The 19,817-nt window shown below is 43.5% G+C and carries 16 protein-coding genes and 2 other annotated features; of the genes, 8 read left to right on the top strand and 8 right to left on the bottom strand.

All coding sequences use genetic code 11. From position 1 onward, the window contains the following. Positions 1-138: 138 nt before the first annotated feature. The 4 genes from rsmG to hmpA form a co-directional block, all read right to left on the bottom strand. Positions 139-855 carry a 16S rRNA (guanine(527)-N(7))-methyltransferase RsmG gene (gene rsmG / locus AC622_RS20125; protein ID WP_049672656.1) on the bottom strand — a complete coding sequence of 239 codons (717 nt, stop codon included), beginning with the start codon at positions 853-855 and terminating at the stop codon, positions 139-141. A gap of 15 nt (positions 856-870) precedes the next feature. Continuing rightward, positions 871-2,760, bottom strand: a complete 1,890-nt coding sequence (gene mnmG / locus AC622_RS20120) for a tRNA uridine-5-carboxymethylaminomethyl(34) synthesis enzyme MnmG (RefSeq protein ID WP_049672655.1) — start codon at positions 2,758-2,760, stop codon at positions 871-873. 12 nt (positions 2,761-2,772) lie between these two features. Next, entirely contained in the window at positions 2,773-4,158 is a 1,386-nt protein-coding gene (gene mnmE / locus AC622_RS20115; RefSeq protein ID WP_049672654.1) for a tRNA uridine-5-carboxymethylaminomethyl(34) synthesis GTPase MnmE, read from the bottom strand. A 313-nt stretch (positions 4,159-4,471) separates the two neighbouring features. Beyond that, complete coding sequence (gene hmpA / locus AC622_RS20110; RefSeq protein ID WP_049672653.1) at positions 4,472-5,653, bottom strand: NO-inducible flavohemoprotein; 1,182 nt, start codon at positions 5,651-5,653, stop codon at positions 4,472-4,474. Between the two features lie 149 nt (positions 5,654-5,802). Here hmpA and AC622_RS20105 point away from each other — a divergent pair, with 149 nt between their 5' ends. Then, positions 5,803-6,276: an RrF2 family transcriptional regulator gene (locus tag AC622_RS20105; RefSeq protein WP_049672652.1), complete on the top strand. Its 474-nt coding sequence runs from the start codon at positions 5,803-5,805 to the stop codon at positions 6,274-6,276. 32 nt (positions 6,277-6,308) lie between these two features. Here AC622_RS20105 and jag read toward each other — a convergent pair whose 3' ends face one another. The 4 genes from jag to rpmH all read right to left on the bottom strand — a co-directional run bounded on the left by jag (position 6,309) and on the right by rpmH (position 8,612). Further along, positions 6,309-6,929, bottom strand: coding sequence for an RNA-binding cell elongation regulator Jag/EloR (gene jag / locus AC622_RS20100; protein ID WP_049672651.1), 621 nt, complete (start codon positions 6,927-6,929; stop codon positions 6,309-6,311). After that, complete coding sequence (gene spoIIIJ / locus AC622_RS20095) at positions 6,926-7,714, bottom strand: YidC family membrane integrase SpoIIIJ (RefSeq protein ID WP_049672650.1); 789 nt, start codon at positions 7,712-7,714, stop codon at positions 6,926-6,928. The genes jag and spoIIIJ overlap by 4 nt, the downstream gene beginning before the upstream one ends. A gap of 122 nt (positions 7,715-7,836) precedes the next feature. Continuing rightward, complete coding sequence (gene rnpA, locus AC622_RS20090) at positions 7,837-8,181, bottom strand: ribonuclease P protein component (protein ID WP_049672649.1); 345 nt, start codon at positions 8,179-8,181, stop codon at positions 7,837-7,839. Positions 8,182-8,477: 296 nt separating this feature from the next. After that, positions 8,478-8,612 (bottom strand): 50S ribosomal protein L34, encoded by a 135-nt coding sequence (gene rpmH, locus AC622_RS20870; protein ID WP_066109727.1) that lies wholly within the window; start codon positions 8,610-8,612, stop codon positions 8,478-8,480. A gap of 564 nt (positions 8,613-9,176) precedes the next feature. Here rpmH and dnaA point away from each other — a divergent pair. From dnaA to gyrA, 7 genes are all read left to right on the top strand, one after another. Beyond that, the gene (dnaA, locus tag AC622_RS20085) at positions 9,177-10,529 is read left to right on the top strand and encodes a chromosomal replication initiator protein DnaA (protein WP_049672648.1); all 1,353 of its coding nucleotides are present in this window, start codon (positions 9,177-9,179) and stop codon (positions 10,527-10,529) included. Positions 10,530-10,734: 205 nt separating this feature from the next. Continuing rightward, a complete protein-coding gene (gene dnaN / locus AC622_RS20080; RefSeq protein WP_049672647.1) occupies positions 10,735-11,868 on the top strand; it encodes a DNA polymerase III subunit beta in 1,134 nt (377 codons plus the stop codon). A 118-nt stretch (positions 11,869-11,986) separates the two neighbouring features. Continuing rightward, positions 11,987-12,199, top strand: a complete 213-nt coding sequence (gene yaaA / locus AC622_RS20075) for a S4 domain-containing protein YaaA (protein ID WP_049672646.1) — start codon at positions 11,987-11,989, stop codon at positions 12,197-12,199. 16 nt (positions 12,200-12,215) lie between these two features. Continuing rightward, on the top strand, positions 12,216-13,334 hold the full coding sequence (gene recF / locus AC622_RS20070) for a DNA replication/repair protein RecF (protein WP_049672645.1): 1,119 nt from the start codon (positions 12,216-12,218) through the stop codon (positions 13,332-13,334). A 9-nt stretch (positions 13,335-13,343) separates the two neighbouring features. After that, positions 13,344-13,580 (top strand): extracellular matrix regulator RemB, encoded by a 237-nt coding sequence (gene remB, locus AC622_RS20065; RefSeq protein WP_049672644.1) that lies wholly within the window; start codon positions 13,344-13,346, stop codon positions 13,578-13,580. 72 nt (positions 13,581-13,652) lie between these two features. Beyond that, on the top strand, positions 13,653-15,560 hold the full coding sequence (gyrB, locus tag AC622_RS20060; protein ID WP_231589615.1) for a DNA topoisomerase (ATP-hydrolyzing) subunit B: 1,908 nt from the start codon (positions 13,653-13,655) through the stop codon (positions 15,558-15,560). A gap of 126 nt (positions 15,561-15,686) precedes the next feature. Continuing rightward, complete coding sequence (gene gyrA, locus AC622_RS20055) at positions 15,687-18,218, top strand: DNA gyrase subunit A (protein ID WP_049672642.1); 2,532 nt, start codon at positions 15,687-15,689, stop codon at positions 18,216-18,218. A gap of 337 nt (positions 18,219-18,555) precedes the next feature. Further along, positions 18,556-19,440: a sequence feature (16S ribosomal RNA rRNA prediction is too short), on the top strand. Between the two features lie 60 nt (positions 19,441-19,500). Then, positions 19,501-19,795: a sequence feature (16S ribosomal RNA rRNA prediction is too short), on the top strand. Positions 19,796-19,817 lie beyond the last annotated feature (22 nt).

The raw sequence follows: 19,817 nt of genomic DNA, 5'->3' as shown, positions 1-19,817 counted from the left end.
ACACCACCTTTAAAAAACTTCCAACTAGCATACGCCCTAGTTGATAACCTTAGCAATAAAACGGGAACGCCTCATTCATCTGGTAATCGCTATCTTTCATTATACAGATTTTTCGTACTCCCGTCTGCTAAAGTTTCTTTATTCAAGAGGCTGCTTATTCGGTGTTCCTGGTTTCCGAGGGTACTTTTTCGGTGTTGCCTTAACTTTATCGATGATAACGATATGACGGTCACTATCCTCTTGTGGAAGTTGGAAGTAATGATCTTCTTTTATCTTCCCGCCAAGGATGGTGACAGCCTTTTTCCCAGTGCTCATCTCATCCTCTGCCCCGGCCCCTTTCAAGGCAACGAATTGGCCGCCGACCTTCACGAGCGGCAGGCAAAGCTCACTAAGAACAGATAGACGTGCTACCGCACGAGCAGTCACGATATCATATTGTTCTCGCTGGTCTGATAGTTTTCCGAAGGTTTCAGCCCGGTCATGATAGAGACTTACATTTTCCAGGCCAAGTGTTTCGGTCAAAGTCTTCAAGAAGGTAATTCGTTTATTGAGCGAGTCAACAATGGACACCTTTAAGGATGGGAAACAAATCTTCAGTGGAATGCTCGGAAATCCTGCTCCCGCTCCTACATCACATATGGACTTCTCTTCAGAAAAATCGACGAAGAAGGATGGAGAAATCGAATCATAGAAATGCTTCAAATACACTTCTTCCTTCTCTGTGATGGCGGTCAAGTTCACCTTTTCATTCCATTCAACCAGCATCTTGAAATAGGTTTCAAACTGGTCGAGTTGTTTAGGAGAAAGGTCAATCCCCTTCTCCTTTAACGCTTGTTCAAATTCACGAATATTCATGTGCTTACCTCATTATTAGTTTTGGGCTATTTTAGCGATTTTCCCTTGTTCGATATAGACGAGCAAAATGGAGATATCGGCTGGGTTAACACCAGAGATCCGAGATGCCTGTGCAACGGATAATGGTCGAACCTGTTTCAATTTCTGTCTAGCCTCAGAGGCGAGTCCTGTGATGGCATCATAGTCAATCAAGTCAGGAATCTTTTTGTTCTCCATTTTCTTCAGCTTTTCAACCTGCTGAATGGATTTTTCGATATAGCCTTCATATTTCACTTGGATTTCCACTTGCTCTGCTACATCATCCGTGATTTCTGTATCACTTGGGATGAGCTCGCTCACAAGATGGTAGTTCATTTCAGTCCGGCGCAATAAGTCATGACCGCGGATACCATCCTTCAACTCGCTGCTTCCCCACTCTTTCAGTTTAGCCTGAACATCAGCGCTCGGCTTAATGATCGTATTTCGAAGCCTTTCGATTTCCGCTTCGATGGATGCCTTTTTCTCTTGGAATCGTTCGTAGCGTTCATCACTAATCAAGCCGATTTTGTGACCAATTTCCGTCAAGCGAAGATCTGCATTATCATGGCGGAGGAGCAAACGGTATTCTGCTCTGGATGTCAATAAACGGTAGGGCTCATTCGTCCCCTTCGTAACCAGGTCATCTATTAAAACTCCAATATAGGCCTCTGAGCGGCTTAGGATGAGCTCCTCCTCATTCAGAGCCCTGCGGCCTGCATTAATCCCTGCCATTAAGCCTTGACCTGCTGCCTCTTCGTAACCAGAGGTACCGTTAATTTGTCCTGCTGTATAAAGATTCTTAATTTGCTTTGTTTCTAGTGTTGGCCAGAGCTGAGTCGGAACGACCGCATCATACTCGATTGCATAGCCGGCACGCATCATTTGGACATTCTCAAGTCCAGGAATTGTAGAAAGGATCTCCTTCTGAACATCCTCCGGAAGGCTTGTGGAAAGTCCTTGAACATATACCTCATGTGTGTTGCGGCCTTCTGGCTCAAGGAAGATTTGGTGGCGCGGTTTATCATTAAAGCGAACCACTTTATCTTCAATGGATGGGCAATAACGCGGACCAGTGCCCTTGATCATGCCGGAATACATTGGTGAGCGATGAAGATTGCGATCAATGATGGTATGTGTTCCTTCATTCGTATACGTAAGCCAGCATGGTAATTGGTCAGTAATATAAGCGGTTGTTTCATAAGAAAATGCTCTTGGTACATCATCACCAGGCTGGATTTCTGTTTTACTGTAGTCAATCGTTTCCCCGTTTACACGTGGAGGCGTTCCTGTTTTAAAGCGAACCAAATCAAAACCAAGCTCTTCTAGATGTTCTGAAAGCTTGATGGACGGCTGCTGATTATTCGGACCGCTGGAGTATTTCAATTCGCCGAGTATGATTTCACCGCGCAGGAAGGTTCCTGTTGTAATGACAACTGCCTTAGAATGATAAACTGCTCCTGTTTGGGTGATGACCCCTTTGCATTCGCCTTCTTCTATGATAAGACGGTCAACCATTCCCTGCATGAGTGTAAGGTTCTTCTCATCCTCTAATGTTTTCTTCATTTCATTTTGATAGGCAAATTTATCGGCCTGCGCCCGCAGTGCGCGGACGGCTGGTCCTTTACCTGTATTGAGCATCCGCATTTGGATGTGTGTCTTATCAATATTTCTCCCCATCTCTCCGCCCAGGGCATCAATCTCCCTAACGACAATCCCTTTGGCAGGGCCTCCGACAGATGGATTACATGGCATGAATGCCACCATATCAAGATTAATGGTCAAGACAAGCGTCTTTGCACCCTGTCTTGCCGCGGCCAAACCAGCCTCACAGCCGGCATGCCCCGCTCCTACTACTATTACATCATATTCACCAGCATGATATGCCATTGTTTAACCTCCTTATTTCCCAAGACAAAACTGAGAGAACAGCTGATCGATTAAACTTTCCTGCACACTGTCCCCAATAATTTCTCCGAGCATCTCCCATGACTTTGTTAAATCGATTTGGACAAGATCAATTGGCACACCAGCTTCAATTCCTTCAAGCGCGTCCTCAATCGCCTTCTTCGCCTGGTTTAAAAGAGCGATATGACGGGAATTCGAAACATAGGTTGCATCCCCCATCTGCAGGTTCCCTTCAAAGAACAGACTGGCAATTGCCTCCTCAAGTTGATCGATACCTACCTCTTCCTTAAGGGAAGTCATAATAATCGGGTAGTCTTTCGCTTTATCCTTCACTTGATTTAAGTCCAATTTACGCGGCAGGTCTGTCTTATTAATTAAGACAATGACATCCATGCCATCTACCGCTTCAAATAAGCGTATATCTTCTTCTGTAAAATCATCAGCATTATTCAAGACGAGCAGAATTAAATCTGCCTTCTTCAACACTTCTCTTGAACGCTCAACACCAATTCGCTCAACGATATCTTCTGTTTCACGGATTCCCGCTGTATCAACGAGACGGAGCGGGACCCCTCTTACATTTACATATTCCTCGATTACATCACGTGTCGTTCCTGGAATGTCTGTGACGATTGCTTTATTTTCCTGCACAAGGCTGTTTAACAGAGAGGACTTCCCAACATTCGGACGTCCGACAATAACGGTTGATATGCCTTCTCGAAGAATCTTCCCTTGATGACTTGTTTGCAGCAGCTTATCAATTTCCGTCTTCACGTACTCACAGCGCTCCTTAAATAAGCGATGTGTCATTTCCTCTACATCATCGTATTCTGGGTAATCAATATTTACTTCAACCTGGGCAAGTGTTTCGAGGATTTCCTGGCGGAGTGTTCGAATCAGTTTGGACAGCTTTCCTTCAACCTGTCCTAATGCCATGTTCATCGCTTTATCTGTTTTTGCACGAATGAGGTCCATGACTGCTTCAGCCTGAGACAGGTCAATACGGCCGTTTAAGAATGCTCGTTTCGTGAATTCACCTGGCTCTGCTAATTTTGCGCCTTGATTCAAGACTAATTGCAGAACTTTGTTGACGGAGACAAGTCCACCATGACAATTGATTTCAACCGTATCCTCGCGTGTGAAGGTATTCGGCCCCTTCATAACAGACACCATGACTTCATCGACTATTTGGTTTGTTGCAGGGTCGACCATATGTCCATAATGGATGGTATGGCTCTTCACGTCAGCCAAGGATTTGCCTTTCGGGCTTCGATAGACGGAATCAGCAATCTTAATTGCCTCATCTCCGCTTAAACGAACAATCCCGATTGCCCCTTCTCCCATCGCAGTTGATATCGCAGCAATTGTTTCAAAATCCATGGTTTTTACTCCTTTCCTGTTGTGTTCTTCCTTTTATATAAAATCGGCTTTTCCGACTAGTGTATGAATCGCGTTTATCCACATCTGTAGAAATGCAATACGTTTAATTTTAACTTATCCACATGTGAATAACAAGAATCTTAGCGCATTCTCTTTTTCAGTGTCTTTCCTGAGTTTTTTCAAGGCCAAGGGATTAAGCAAGCTTCCATAAAAAAAGGAGCAAGATTTTCGCCCCTCGCCCCTTTTGTTCTCTCTATTCAAATGTCTTAGCGGGTAAAGTCAGCCTATACCCTTATTATCGCCAAGATAAAGCTTATTTACTCTCCTCGAGCTGCATAGCAGGTCCGAAGAATTCATGATGAATCTGCTCGGCATGAATACCTGCTTCTCGCAAGGAGCTCACAGCAAAATTCATGAATCCTGCCGGCCCGCATACATAGTAGATTCCCTTCGCATCAAGACCTTGAAGATCTTCGGAGGTCATTTTCCTTTGGCTGTCACTAATATAAAATTCAGCATCGAAGTCAGTCAGCTTTTCAGCCAGCTGCTTTAGCTCCTCTTTAAATGCCTGTACTTGCTCATTTCTCACTGCATGCTTCAAAACAGCTTTTCTTTCAGGATTCCGGTCAGATAAGGTATGGAGCATGCTCATAAATGGCGTGATTCCAACCCCTCCGGCGATGAAGTAAACTGGTTCTGAACCCGTTACATCTAGGGTAAAGTCCCCAGCTGGGGCTGTTGCCTCCAAGCGGTCTCCTACATTCAGATGGGTATGAAGGAAATTCGAAACCTTTCCATCCGGGCTGTTTCCAGGGAGCTCCTTCTTCACGGATATCCGGTACTGCTCCTTATTTGGGGAACAGGTCAAGCTGTACTGACGGTTCATCAAATATTCCTCACCTGGGATGGAAATTCTGATGGTCATATATTGGCCCGGCTTGAATTCCGGAAGAGCCTTGCCATCTGCAGGCTTTAAGTAAATGGAGGTGATCACGTCACTTTCCGCCACTTTGTCCGTTACAATGAATTCCTTATAATCAGCCCATCCGCCGTCTGCTCTTTCTACTTCCTCATACATTTCTTTCTCAACCGCAATGAATACTTCAGCGATTGCGCCATATGCTTCTGCCCAAGCCCCGATAATTTCATCTGTAGCCGCTTCCCCAAGCACTTCCTTAATGGCTTCAAGCAAATTCTCTCCAACAACAGGATAATGCTCAGGCTTAATGGCTAAGCTTCGATGCTTATGGGCAATTTGTTTTACCACTGGCAATAAGACCTCCAGCTTGTCAATATAATGGGCTGCCGCTGTCACCGTATTGGCAAGAGCCGTTTGCTGGCGCCCCTTTTCTTGGTTCGCATGGTTAAAAATATTTAAAAGCTCAGGGTGTTTCACAAATAGATTTCTGTAAAAGGCGGTGGTTATTTCTTTCCCTCTTGTTTCTAAAATAGGGGCTGTTGACTTAACAATTTCAATCGTTTTAGCTGATAACATCCCAATCACTCCCTCTGTTTCTAAAAGATGTATTTTAAATACATCTTTATTATCCACATAAATAATAATAAAAGCAATATTTAAAATACTTCTTTTAAATATGATAGTATGAATAATACATATCGCAGGCAGAAAGAGAGGGATTGATCATGCGATTAACGAGTTATACGGATTATTCGATTCGCGTCTTAATGTATTTAAGCGCTGATACTCATAAATTAGTCAATATCAAGGATATTGCGGCCGCCTATGGCATATCCAAAAATCACTTGACGAAGATTATTTATCATTTAGGGAAATTAGGCTATATCGAAACGATCAGGGGAAGAAATGGCGGGATCCGTCTAGCCATCGATCCGATGGATATTAATATTGGGGAGCTTGTTCGAAAGACCGAAGAGGATTTTGCTATTGTAGAATGCTTCACGTCAGATGATCATTGCCCGATATCACCTGTTTGTTCACTCAGGAGCATTTTGAATCAAGCTCTCCTAGCCTTCATTGGGGTGCTTGATGCTTATTCTCTAGAGGATATATCCAGAAACAAAGGAATGCTCCTGAAGATGCTGCAGCAATCAGCCCCCTCTGAGCCTTCCCCAAATGATTCAAATCTGGACCAATAAAAAATGCCGGCCAAATCCTTGGCCGGCATTTTTTATTTATGCGGGGCAATCACAATATAGCGATTCGGTTCATTCCCCGCGGAGTAAGTCTTAATATTCTTCTTGTTCATCAATGCTGAATGGATAACCTTCCGCTCATAGGATGGCATCGGCTCAAGCGGGACTTCCTTTTTCGTATAAAGAGCCTTGCTTGCCATTTTCTCTGCAAGCTGCGTGAGCGTCTGTGTCCTTCTGCTTCTGTAATCCTCTGCATCCAGCATAACAGTCAAATATTGCTCGGAGTGCTTATTAGCCACAAGCTGAGTCAAGTATTGCAATGAATTGAGGGTTTGTCCCCTTTTACCAATTAACATGGCAATTTTCTCGCCAGACAGCTCAAAAATGACTAATTTACCTTCCTTTTTCAGTGTCACTTGCACCGGCGCACCCATTTTCTCTGCGACGTCTTCAATAAAGCGCTTGGCTTCTGCCAATGGATCCCGCTTCAAGATGACTTTAACAATGGCCGGCCTTGTGCCAAATAAGCCCAAAAAGCCTTTTTTGCCTTCATCCACGACCTGAACTTCAATCATATCCTTGGACGCGTTTAATTGTTTCATTGCAGATTCAACGGCTTCATCCACCGTTTGGGCAGTTGCGGTTACTTGTTTCACTTTTTCTTACCTCCAGCTCTAGCCATTGCTTTGTCAGATTTCGCTTGCTTAATATCTGGACCTTTAATGAAGTAAGTTTGAGCAATAGAGAATAGGTTACCAATAACCCAGTAAAGAGATAATGCAGCCGGGAAATTAATCGCAAACACGATAATCATAATCGGCATGATGTAGAGCATCATTTGCATTGTTGGGTTATTATCTTGTCCAACCATAGAAATCTTTTGTTGGATATATGTTGTTGCACCTGCGATAAGCGGTAAGAGGAAGAACGGGTCCTTATCCCCTAAATCGAACCACAGAAAACTATGATTGGCTATTTCAGTCGTCCTCATAATCGCATGGTAGAATGCAATCAAAATCGGCATCTGAATAAAGATTGGCAGACATCCTGCTAATGGGTTAACACCATGCTGCTGGAACAAGGCCATTGTTTCCTGCTGCAGCTTCTGCTGTGTTTCTGCATCTTTGGAGCTGTATTTCTCCTTCAAACGATTCATTTCAGGCTGAATTGCCTGCATAGCCTTTGTGCTTTTTATTTGCTTGATCATCAATGGCAAAATGAGAAGTCGAACAAAGATTGTGACAACTATGATGGATAATCCGTAACGGTTGCCAAGTAATTCTGCCATTTTCGTAATCAACCAGGAAAGCGGATAAACAAAATACGTATTCCAGATTCCTTCACTCTCTGATGTGATTGGTTCATTGATCTCGCTGCACCCTGATAGGAAAGCAATGAGAAATATGACTGAACCAAAGAGAAGCAAATGTTTCTTCTTCAAGCCTTCTTTCCTCCTAACTACTTAAGAGGTCTCTTGAACCTCTTGTCCAATGAATGTATTTTAACATCTTTTCTATCGCAATGCCTATCCTGTTCAATCGTTTTTGCGACAAATTGCAAAACTCAGTATCTCTTCAAGACAGATGCTCGTTTCAAAACATGTGTAAGGCTCTTCTTCGTCTCATGAAAATCCATCGCATGTGTAGGCTTTCTCGCAACGATGATATAGTCATTTCCTGTCTTGATTCGATCCTCCATCTCAAGGAAAGTTTGTCTAACATACCGTTTCACGCGGTTGCGCGTGACGGCATTGCCAATCTTTTTGCTGACAGACAAGCCGAGCCTGAACTGCTCTTGCTCTTTCCTTTCAAGGACATATACGACAAACTGGCGGTTGGCAAAGGATTGCCCCTTCTTGAAGACCTCCTGAAACTCTTGGTTCTTCTTAATTCTTCTTTCCTTATTCATGTGTCCACCTGCACCTAGTACTCTACGTTATTCGTATGAATTTGTTTCAAAAACCCGGAACATTTTCATTCCTCTTTAAGCATTGACCATTTACCAGTTTATTAAAAGTCTCTTTCTTATTAAACCATAATCATGTTCATTTATATACTGACAGTCAAAATGGCCCTTCACTCGGTCAAGTGCCCCTTCTATGCAAGTTTGCCTAGTCAAGGGCTCCCGCTCCAAAGCTAAAGGGCCATTATTCGATGACTATTGTAGTCCACCTGAAAAAAAGACCACTGAAATGGTCAGTGGTCTTAGGCAGACAATACTTTTCTTCCTTTACGACGACGTGCAGCAAGTACGCGACGTCCGTTTTTAGTGCTCATACGGGCACGGAACCCATGAACTTTGCTGTGTTTACGTTTATTTGGTTGGTACGTTCTTTTCATTATAGTACACCTCCCTGAGGATTACAGTTAAAGACAGTCCTTACAAGTATATAGAGGCAGATACCCAATTGTCAACTTATACTTTCATTAACGTCTCCGATCTGCCGATTTTTTATTCTTTCTAGTCAACGTGAATTTTATACTTGTTGTTATGGGATATGTTGTGGATAATTAAATTAATCGGTTTCCACAATCCACATCCTTTTTCGACAGGTTTTTCACAATCCACTCCCTTGTGGAAAACTTTTATCCCCACGTCGTGCGCGTTGTGGATAAATAATAAAAAACGTTGCAACTACTGTTATTTTTTGATATTATATTTTATGTTTTCATTCTTGATAACTTATCCACAAGAGAAAACTATCCACAGAATGTTAATAAGTTGTGGATAGTTTTATAAACAGTACGGAATAACTTTGTCCACAGGTGGTGGATATTGTCGAAAACGTAAAACCCTCATAAATTTCCTTATACATGGTTACTTATTTTTATACATTCCCTATCCTTTTCGTAAATATTTCTAGCGGGTTAAGGTGAATTGGCTGTCAGAAGGAGGATCGACAAGTGAAAAACATAGAAGAACTATGGAAGCATTCTTTATCCATACTAGAGAAGAAAATAAGCAAGCCGAGCTTTGAGACATGGCTTAAATCGACAAAGGTTCATTCCTTAAAAAAGGATACACTGACTGTCGTGGCTCCGAACGAATTTGCGCGCGATTGGCTTGAGGAACGCTATTCAGAGGTCATTGGAGATGTCCTATATGAAATCACTGGCGAACATTTGGAAGTGAAGTTCATCATTCCTCATAACCAAACAGAAGAAGAATATGATCTTCCTGCTCCAGCCAAGAAAGTGAAGAAAAATCAAGATGAGCAGCATGAAATACCGCAGACCCTATTGATTCCTAAATACACGTTCGACACGTTTGTCATCGGCTCTGGGAATAGGTTTGCACACGCCGCCTCTCTTGCGGTAGCAGAGGCACCAGCTAAAGCCTATAATCCCCTCTTCATCTATGGGGGCGTTGGACTCGGAAAAACACACTTAATGCACGCGATTGGTCATTATGTACTTGAGCATAATCCTTCTGCCAAGGTGGTTTATCTATCATCAGAGAAATTCACGAACGAGTTCATTAACTCCATTCGTGACAACCGTGCGGAAGACTTCCGAAACAAATATCGGAATGTCGATGTTCTATTAATAGATGATATTCAATTCCTAGCCGGGAAAGAATCAACCCAAGAGGAATTTTTCCATACATTTAACGCTCTTCATGAGGAAAGCAAGCAGATTGTCATTTCAAGTGACCGCCCTCCGAAGGAGATTCCGACACTTGAGGACCGCCTGCGATCCCGCTTTGAATGGGGCTTGATCACGGATATCACACCTCCTGACCTTGAGACGCGGATTGCGATTCTTCGTAAGAAGGCAAAGGCTGAGCGGCTTGATATTTCCAATGAGGTCATGATCTACATTGCCAACCAAATTGACTCCAACATCCGTGAGCTGGAGGGAGCTCTTATTCGGGTAGTGGCTTATTCTTCCCTCATCAATAAGGATATAAACGCAGATTTAGCAGCAGAGGCCTTAAAGGATATCATTCCGAATTCGAAACCGAAAATCATCTCAATTGCGGATATTCAAAGGGCAGTTGGAGAACATTTTAATGTGAAGCTCGAAGACTTCAAGGCAAAGAAACGAACAAAATCAGTTGCCTATCCAAGACAGATTGCTATGTATCTATCCCGTGAGCTCACAGACTCCTCTTTACCGAAGATTGGAGAAGAGTTCGGAGGCCGGGACCATACAACAGTTATTCATGCCCATGAAAAGATTTCAAAACTCATGCAAACTGACACACAGCTTCAAGAACATATTAAAGAAATCAATAGTACGCTTAACGTTCATTAATCAACAGCCGATTATTCTATTGTTGATAAGAACCGTTTAACACCCAAGATTAGTCACAGTCTGTCCACATGTGGATAGACTGTTTTTCCGTCATTTTTTCGAGTTATCCACATACTCACAGGGCCTACTATTACTTCTTCTATTTTTTTATTAAAATAAATAATAAATATGTATCTAAGATTAGTCACAATTTGGAGGATTACTAATGAAAATTATTATTCAGCGCGACCGTTTGGTTCAAAGCGTCAATGATGTTCTAAAAGCAGTATCCACTCGAACAACGATTCCGATCTTGACGGGGATTAAATTAAAAGCAAACGAAGAAGGCGTCACTTTAACAGGGAGCGATTCTGACATCTCTATTGAATCTTATATTCCTTCTGAAGAAGAGGGTAATGAGCTTGTTGAGATTAAAGAAACAGGTTCGATCGTTCTTCCAGCTCGTTTCTTTGCTGAAATTGTTAAAAAGCTGCCCGAGAATACAGTAGAAATTGAAGTCCAATCACATTTACAAACCTTGATTCGCTCAGGAAAAGCAGAGTATAAATTAAATGGATTAAATGCAGAGGATTATCCACAGCTTCCGCAAATTGAGGAAGAAAATATGTACTCCATGCCAATTGATTTACTAAAAACAATCATTAGGCAAACCATCTTTGCAGTGTCCACCTCAGAAACACGCCCTGTCTTGACAGGTGTAAACTGGCGTATTGAAGATGGTCAATTAATCTGTATTGCAACAGACTCTCACAGGTTAGCTATGAGGAAAACGGCAATCAGCGGCAATGGAAATAGCCATAGTGTCGTCGTTCCAGGGAAGAGCTTAAATGAACTCAGTAAGATCCTTGATGATACGGATGAAGAAATTCAAATGATTTTCACTGAAAACCAAGTTCTCTTCAAATCCAAGAATTTATTGTTCTTCTCTCGGTTACTTGAAGGCAATTACCCTGACACATCTCGTCTAATTCCAAATGAGAGTAAAACGGATGTAAGAATCAATACGAAGGAATTATTGCATGCCATTGACCGTGCCTCTCTATTAGCTAGAGAAAGCCGAAACAATGTCGTTAAACTTTCTACCCTTGAAGGTTCTTATATTGAAATCTCCTCCCATACACCAGAAGTAGGGACTGTTACAGAGGAAATTTTGACACACTCTATTGAAGGAGAAGAATTGAAAATTTCCTTTAGTGCAAAATATATGATGGATGCATTGAAGGCGCTGGATGTAACAGAAGTAACGATCAATTTCACAGGAGCTATGAGACCATTTGTCTTAAAAGGTGTGGAAGATGAGAGTATGCTTCAATTAATTTTGCCAGTGAGAACGTATTAATTGATTGCTTTGAGAAAGCCTGTTCGTCGGATTGACCCTAGAACAGGTTTTTTTGTGTAAAATCATTTTATTTAGTAAAATAAACTTTTAGAGACTTTTACAGGTGGGATTTTTTGAAATGGAATCTATTCAAATTCAAACAGAATATATAACCCTTGGACAATTTTTGAAGCTGGCCAGCATCATTGATTCTGGCGGAGCGGCAAAATGGTTCCTTTCAGAATACGAAGTTTATATCAACGGAGAATTGGATGTCCGACGAGGCAGGAAACTCCGCGTTGGCGATCGTATTGAGGTACCGGAAATCGGTTCCTATATAATCACGGAATAAAGCAAAGGACCTAATTATGTATCTTGAAAAGATTGCTCTTCAACATTATCGGAATTATGAGAGTTTGACGGCGGAATTTGAGAACAAGGTCAATGTCATTCTAGGTGAAAACGCCCAAGGGAAAACAAATGTCATGGAAGCCATGTATGTGCTCGCAATGGCAAAATCACATCGGACTTCAAATGATAAAGATCTCATTCGTTGGGACCAAGATTATGCTAGAATAGAGGGTAGAGTAAAAAAGAATAACGGATCTATCCCCCTTGAGCTGACAATCTCCAAGAAAGGCAAGAAAGCTAAATGCAATCACCTCGAACAGAAACGCCTTAGTCAATATATTGGAAATATGAATGTCGTGATGTTCGCTCCAGAGGATTTAAATTTAGTCAAGGGAAGCCCGCAAATTAGAAGGCGTTTCATTGACATGGAGATTGGACAGGTTTCCTCTGTCTATTTGCATGAATACAGCCAGTATCAAAAGATTCTGCATCAACGCAATGCCTTCTTGAAGCAGATTCAGATGAGAAAGGTTACGGATGATACGATGCTTGCTGTACTGACAGAACAATTCATTCATTATGCTGCGAGAATACTCATGAAGCGATTTGAGTTCCTAGACCTGTTGCAGAATTGGGCAAAACCAATTCATCAGGGCATCTCAAGAGGCCTTGAAACCCTCGAAATTCGATATAAACCATCTATAGAGGTATCAGAATCTATGGATATGTCGAAAATAGTAGAAAGATTTCAGGAAAAATTTGATAAAATAGAAATGAGAGAAAAGGAACGCGGTACAACGCTGATTGGTCCGCACAGAGATGATTTGGAGTTTTTCGTCAATGGAAGAGATGTACAAACCTTCGGCTCACAAGGTCAACAGCGGACAACCGCTTTGTCCCTGAAGCTGGCGGAGATTGAATTGATTCATTCTGAAATCAATGAATATCCAATCCTCTTGCTTGATGATGTCTTGTCTGAATTGGATGATTACCGCCAATCCCACCTATTGAACACTATACAGGGAAAGGTACAGACATTCGTGACAACGACGAGTGTAGAGGGCATCGATCATCAAACATTACGGGAGGCTGCGACCTTCCAAGTGAAAAGCGGCACAATGGCCAGAATGAAATGAGGTGACGGAGTGTACCTTCATATCGGTAATGATACGGTAGTGAAGACAAGTGAGATTGTGGCTATTTTGGATGCAAAGCTCCTTGATAGCTCACCATTATTGAAAGAGTTTATTTCGGAAAACGACGTCATCCGCTTAGCTGAACATCCACCAGCTAAATCGATCGTCATCACAAATAACCACATATATCTCTCCTCATTAGGGTCAGCAGCATTAAAACGAAAATCATCAAAGGTTCGTATTTAAAAGAGAAGTAAAGTTTTGAAATAAATGCATGAAAAGTGTAGGTGAATGGGTTTGACTACGGAACAAACAGATATCCAAAATGGGTCCTATGATGAAAATCAGATACAAATACTCGAAGGCCTTGAGGCAGTAAGAAAGCGGCCGGGTATGTATATTGGATCAACAAGCAGCAGAGGATTGCACCATCTAGTATGGGAAATTGTCGATAATAGTATTGATGAGGCACTGGCCGGATATTGTGATGAAATCAATGTCATTATCAACCCCGACAATAGCATCACGGTCAAAGACAACGGGCGCGGGATTCCTGTAGGTATCCATGAAAAGGTTGGCCGACCGGCAGTTGAAGTCATCATGACAACCCTGCATGCCGGAGGTAAATTTGGCGGCGGGGGCTACAAGGTATCAGGCGGATTGCACGGTGTTGGCGCGTCTGTAGTTAATGCCCTTTCCACTGAGCTAACGGTGCAGGTTGAACGTGAAGGAAAAATCCATGTTCAAAAATTTGAACGAGGGATTCCAAAGGGTGACCTCCAAATTACGGGAGAGTCTGACCGGACGGGAACAACCATTACTTTTAAGCCAGACGGTGAAATCTTCACTGAAACCCTTATATATGATTATGACATCCTTGCAGTTCGTTTAAGGGAGTTAGCCTTCCTTAACCGCGGCATTAAGATTACGATTCGCGACGACCGCGAAGAAGATAAATTTAATGAGTATCACTATGAGGGCGGAATTAAATCCTATGTAGAGCATTTAAACCGTACACGTGAGGTACTCCACGAGGAACCAATTTATGTCGAAGGGGAAAAAGACGGTATCTCCATCGAGGTAGCCCTTCAATACAATGATGGCTTTGCGAGCAATATTTATTCATTTGCGAATAATATTCACACCTATGAAGGCGGTACACATGAATCTGGCTTTAAGACCGCTTTAACGAGAGTCATCAATGATTATGCCCGTAAGAACGGCATCTTTAAAGATAATGACCAAAACCTTACGGGGGAGGATGTGCGCGAAGGATTGACAGCCATTATTTCCATCAAGCACCCGGACCCGCAGTTTGAAGGTCAAACAAAAACAAAATTAGGGAATTCTGAAGCAAGAACCATCACCGATAATCTCTTCTCAGAGAAGATGGAGAAATTCATGCTGGAGAACCCATCTGTCGCTAGGAAAATCGTTGAAAAAGGCTTAATGGCTGCAAGAGCAAGAGCTGCAGCGAAAAAAGCACGTGAGCTGACAAGAAGAAAGAGTGCCCTGGAGATCTCCAGCCTGCCAGGTAAGCTTGCAGACTGTTCATCCAAGGATCCTTCTATCAGTGAAATCTACATCGTAGAGGGTGATTCTGCGGGTGGTTCAGCGAAAACAGGACGTGATCGTCATTTCCAAGCAATCCTGCCGCTAAGAGGTAAGATTCTTAACGTTGAAAAGGCACGCCTTGATAAGATTCTCGGCAACCAGGAGATTCGCAATATCATTACGGCTCTTGGAACAGGCATTGGAGAAGACTTTGATATCTCTAAAGCACGTTATCATAAGGTCGTAATCATGACTGATGCCGATGTTGATGGCGCCCATATCAGAACATTATTGTTAACGTTCTTCTATCGTTATATGAGACCAATCATTGAGCATGGCTACATCTATATCGCGCAGCCACCGCTATATAAAATACAGCAAGGCAAGCGAGTAGAATACGCCTATAATGACCGCGAGCTTGAGAAGATTATGGCTGAGCTTCCAGCACAGCCAAAGCCGGGCTTGCAGCGCTATAAAGGTCTTGGTGAAATGAACGCAACACAATTATGGGATACAACGATGGACCCAGATACGAGAACACTCCTTCAAGTTAGTCTTGAAGCCGCCATTGACGCGGATGAAACATTCGAGATGCTGATGGGTGACAAGGTTGAGCCGCGCCGTAACTTCATTGAGGACAATGCGGTATACGTTAAGAACCTTGATATATGATAAATGGTTTGGCAGGTACCTGATTAGAGCGTTCCAGGTTCCTATAGGTAATCATGCAGGATAGGCCTATCTATCCTGTCTTTTTACTTGTAAAACAGGAGTTCGTGGATAAGAGGAGGTAGTTCCATGGCGGAAATGGAAAACCCAAGAGTAAAAGAGATAAATATTACTCAGGAAATGAGAACATCATTCCTGGATTATGCGATGAGCGTTATTGTATCGAGGGCATTGCCGGACGTACGTGACGGTCTAAAGCCGGTACACAGACGGATTCTTTATGCGATGAATGATTTAGGGATGACATCTGATAAGGCATTTAAGAAGTCAGCTCGTATCGTCGGTGAAGTAATCGGTAAATATCACCCGCATGGTGATTCAGCTGTTTATGAAACAATGGTCCGCATGGCGCAAGATTTCAACTATCGCTACATGCTTGTCGAAGGCCACGGTAACTTCGGTTCTGTCGATGGAGACTCAGCAGCGGCGATGCGTTATACAGAAGCACGTATGTCGAAGATCTCAATGGAGCTTGTTAGAGATCTGAATAAGGATACGATTGATTATCGGGATAACTATGATGGTTCTGAAAAAGAACCTGTTGTTCTTCCATCCCGTTTCCCGAACCTTTTAGTCAATGGTTCAGCTGGGATTGCCGTTGGGATGGCAACGAATATTCCGCCTCACCAATTAGGTGAGGTTATTGATGGCGTGCTAGCCTTAAGTAAGGATCCTGAGATTACAATTCAGGAGCTTATGGAGATCATTCCGGGCCCTGACTTCCCGACTGCCGGTAAAATCCTTGGCAGAAGCGGAATTCGGAAGGCCTATGAGACAGGAAGGGGTTCTATTACGCTTCGTGCCAACTCCTTTATTGAAGAAAAATCAAACGGCAAACAATCGATTATTATCACCGAAATTCCTTACCAGGTGAATAAGGCGAAATTGGTAGAGCGAATTGCTGAGCTTGTTCGCGACAAGCGGGTAGAAGGGATTACAGACCTTCGTGACGAATCAGACCGTAACGGTATGCGAATCGTTATTGAGTTAAGACGTGACGTCAATGCGAATGTTCTTTTGAACAATCTTTATAAACACACAGCATTGCAAACTACTTTCGGAATCAACATGCTTTCTCTTGTTGATGACCAGCCAAAGGTATTGAACCTTAAACAAATGCTCTACTATTACTTAGAGCATCAGAAGGTCATTGTCCGCCGCCGTACTCAATATGAGCTTCGGAAGGCTGAGGCTAGAGCTCATATTCTCGAAGGGCTGCGAATTGCCCTTGACCATATCGATGAGATCATTGCTTTGATCCGTGGATCTCAAACAACAGATATCGCGCGTGAAGGCTTGATGACGAAGTTCGAATTGAGCGAGAAACAAGCCCAAGCGATTCTCGATATGCGCCTGCAAAGATTAACAGGTCTCGAGCGTGACAAAATTGAGCAGGAATATAGCGAATTAATGACCTTGATTGGTGAATTAAGAGCAATCCTTGCGGATGAAGGGAAGCTTCTAGAGCTTATCCGTGAGGAATTGCTTGATATTAAAGAGCGTTATAATGATGAGAGACGCACAGAAATCGTACTTGCTGGTCTCGAAAGCATTGAAGATGAAGACCTTATCCCTCAAGAGAACATCGTTATTTCTCTTACAAATAAGGGCTATATCAAACGTCTTCCTGCCTCCACCTACCGGAGCCAAAGAAGGGGAGGTCGCGGAATTCAAGGAATGGGAACTCACGAAGATGACTTTGTTGAGCACCTGCTAACAACCTCTACCCACGATACGATTTTATTCTTCACCAATAAAGGGAAGGTATATCGTTCGAAGGGGTATGAGATTCCTGAATTCGGACGCACAGCTAAGGGACTTCCAATCATCAACTTGCTTGAAGTAGATCAAGGAGAATGGGTCAATGCCATCATCCCGGTTCAAGAGTTTGCGGACGATTGGTTCCTCTTCTTCACAACGAAGCAGGGGATCTCTAAGCGGTCACCATTGTCCTCCTTCTCTAATATCCGTAACAACGGTTTAATTGCCTTAGGCTTGCGTGAGAATGATGAACTCATCTCTGTTAAATTAACAGATGGGGAACGCGATATTATTATTGGTACGAAAAATGGGCTTCTTATCCGATTCCCAGAAACGGATGTACGTTCTATGGGCCGTACGGCTACAGGTGTTAAAGGCATCAGTTTGAGTGATGGTGATGAGGTAGTCGGAATGGACATCCTTGAAGAGAAGGATGACATTCTTATCGTAACCAAAAAAGGATACGGTAAGCGTACAGGCGAAGAAGAGTACCGTATTCAAAGCCGAGGCGGTAAAGGTATCAAGACATGTAATGTATCTGATAAGAACGGAGAGCTTGTCTCAGTCCAAACTGTAACAGGTGAAGAAGACTTAATGGTTATTACCGCTAATGGTGTCATTATTCGTATGGATGTTGGCCAAATCTCCCGCCTTGGAAGAAACACAATGGGCGTTAAGCTGATCAGACTTGAAGATGGGCCAGATCAGTATGTTTCCACTGTGGCGAAGGTTGAGAAGGAACCTGAATCAGAGGATGTTTCTGATGAGGAAAATGAAGAAACAATTCTAGAAACACCTGCAAATGGTGAAACGACAGAGTCTGATGAAGGCGAAGAATAATGGTTTTAAGCCAGGGAGTGCTTGTTCACCTCCTGGCTTTCTTTATATCTTTTAAAAGAAATACATAAAAAGAGAAAAAAGATGTTGCAAACCAGTCTATATGTTGGTATACTGATTTAGCTGACCGAGAAAAGCAGGTCACGAAAGAAAAAAAGAGATAAAAAGTTGTTGACAAAATGAAGCTGACTTGGTATGATAGTAAAGTCGCTGAAAACGACAACGAAACAGATTGTTCTTTGAAAACTAAACAAAACGAAACGCTAAGCAAGTCTTAAAACTTGAGAGTTTAACTCTCGTCAATGTTTTATTTTAATAGCTAGATCAAACATCTTTTGGAGAGTTTGATCCTGGCTCAGGACGAACGCTGGCGGCGTGCCTAATACATGCAAGTCGAGCGAATCAGATGGGAGCTTGCTCCCGGATGATTAGCGGCGGACGGGTGAGTAACACGTGGGCAACCTGCCCGTAAGATTGGGATAACTCCGGGAAACCGGTGCTAATACCGAATAGTTTCTGACACCTCATGGTGTCAGAGGGAAAGTTGGCTTCGGCTAACACTTACGGATGGGCCCGCGGCGCATTAGCTAGTTGGTGAGGTAACGGCTCACCAAGGCGACGATGCGTAGCCGACCTGAGAGGGTGATCGGCCACACTGGGACTGAGACACGGCCCAGACTCCTACGGGAGGCAGCAGTAGGGAATCTTCCGCAATGGACGAAAGTCTGACGGAGCAACGCCGCGTGAGCGAAGAAGGCCTTCGGGTCGTAAAGCTCTGTTGTCAGGGAAGAACAAGTGCCATTCGAATAGGTTGGCACCTTGACGGTACCTGACCAGAAAGCCACGGCTAACTACGTGCCAGCAGCCGCGGTAATACGTAGGTGGCAAGCGTTGTCCGGAATTATTGGGCGTAAAGCGCGCGCAGGCGGTCCTTTAAGTCTGATGTGAAAGCCCACGGCTCAACCGTGGAGGGTCATTGGAAACTGGAGGACTTGAGTGCAGAAGAGAAGAGTGGAATTCCACGTGTAGCGGTGAAATGCGTAGAGATGTGGAGGAACACCAGTGGCGAAGGCGACTCTTTGGTCTGTAACTGACGCTGAGGCGCGAAAGCGTGGGGAGCAAACAGGATTAGATACCCTGGTAGTCCACGCCGTAAACGATGAGTGCTAAGTGTTAGGGGGTTTCCGCCCCTTAGTGCTGCAGCTAACGCATTAAGCACTCCGCCTGGGGAGTACGGCCGCAAGGCTGAAACTCAAAGGAATTGACGGGGGCCCGCACAAGCGGTGGAGCATGTGGTTTAATTCGAAGCAACGCGAAGAACCTTACCAGGTCTTGACATCCTCTGAAAACCCTAGAGATAGGGCGTTCCCCTTCGGGGGACAGAGTGACAGGTGGTGCATGGTTGTCGTCAGCTCGTGTCGTGAGATGTTGGGTTAAGTCCCGCAACGAGCGCAACCCTTGTCCTTAGTTGCCAGCATTCAGTTGGGCACTCTAGGGAGACTGCCGGTGACAAACCGGAGGAAGGTGGGGATGACGTCAAATCATCATGCCCCTTATGACCTGGGCTACACACGTGCTACAATGGGTGGTACAAAGGGCAGC

It is taken from the genome of Bacillus sp. FJAT-27916, from assembly GCF_001183965.1.
In the GTDB taxonomy this organism is placed as follows: domain Bacteria; phylum Bacillota; class Bacilli; order Bacillales; family Pradoshiaceae; genus Pradoshia.
Note: the sequence above shows the minus strand (reverse complement) of the source record. Positions and strands in the feature narration are given on the sequence as shown.

Bases quoted from the DNA above. Each gene is read 5' to 3' on its own strand.
- rsmG (WP_049672656.1), bottom strand. From the start codon at position 855: ATGAATATTCGTGAATTTGAACAAGCGTTAAAGGAGAAGGGGATTGAC.
- mnmG (WP_049672655.1), bottom strand. From the start codon at position 2,760: ATGGCATATCATGCTGGTGAATATGATGTAATAGTAGTAGGAGCGGGG.
- mnmE (WP_049672654.1), bottom strand. From the start codon at position 4,158: ATGGATTTTGAAACAATTGCTGCGATATCAACTGCGATGGGAGAAGGG.
- hmpA (WP_049672653.1), bottom strand. From the start codon at position 5,653: ATGTTATCAGCTAAAACGATTGAAATTGTTAAGTCAACAGCCCCTATT.
- AC622_RS20105 (WP_049672652.1), top strand. From the start codon at position 5,803: ATGCGATTAACGAGTTATACGGATTATTCGATTCGCGTCTTAATGTAT.
- rnpA (WP_049672649.1), bottom strand. From the start codon at position 8,181: ATGAATAAGGAAAGAAGAATTAAGAAGAACCAAGAGTTTCAGGAGGTC.
- rpmH (WP_066109727.1), bottom strand. From the start codon at position 8,612: ATGAAAAGAACGTACCAACCAAATAAACGTAAACACAGCAAAGTTCAT.
- dnaN (WP_049672647.1), top strand. From the start codon at position 10,735: ATGAAAATTATTATTCAGCGCGACCGTTTGGTTCAAAGCGTCAATGAT.
- yaaA (WP_049672646.1), top strand. From the start codon at position 11,987: ATGGAATCTATTCAAATTCAAACAGAATATATAACCCTTGGACAATTT.
- recF (WP_049672645.1), top strand. From the start codon at position 12,216: ATGTATCTTGAAAAGATTGCTCTTCAACATTATCGGAATTATGAGAGT.
- gyrA (WP_049672642.1), top strand. From the start codon at position 15,687: ATGGCGGAAATGGAAAACCCAAGAGTAAAAGAGATAAATATTACTCAG.